1 pseudogene is annotated in these 549 nt (G+C 45.2%); it reads right to left on the reverse strand.

From position 1 onward, the window contains the following. Nucleotides 1–66 precede the first annotated feature (66 nt). Nucleotides 67–549: pseudogene (locus R7044_RS27375) on the reverse strand (lipoprotein NlpI); the annotation flags it as partial.

Below are 549 nucleotides of genomic sequence, written 5' to 3' on the forward strand. Positions count from 1 at the left end.
AGTTATCTCAATCATCAAGCGTAAAAAAGCCGCTTATGGAAGCGGCTTATGGAAGCGGCTTTATTATTATTGTTGTTCTTGTTGCTCGGCGGCTTTTAGCTTGGCCAACCTATCTTGCTGAAGTTGGTCATAAATTTGTGCTAACTCCAAGAAAGAGTAACGATGCTCAACGTACTCGTACACATTCAACGAAATGGCAAGCTTATACAACGAAATCGCGCTGGCGATGTCACCTTCCAATTGATGACGTTTACCGAGATAAAAATAGGTTTCCGTCAATCGCTGAGCAAGGCGATAGTTTTCTCGCGTTCCATCCATAATCGCAGCAAGAGCCGCTTCATCAGAAACATCGCGTAGCATAAGAGCGACTAACACCCAACCCCATTCTTCACTGCGATCTTGTTGGTAACGCTGCTGAAGGCTTGCTTTTGCTTGCTCAGGGTTTTGATCCGCTTCAATGATGTGTAACCACAATGCGCGAAATGGATCGCTTGGCATCTCTTGATAATGCTTGGTCATATCTTCCAAGGCCAAATCAATACGACCGCC

Source organism: Vibrio sp. 1402 (genome assembly GCF_033340275.1).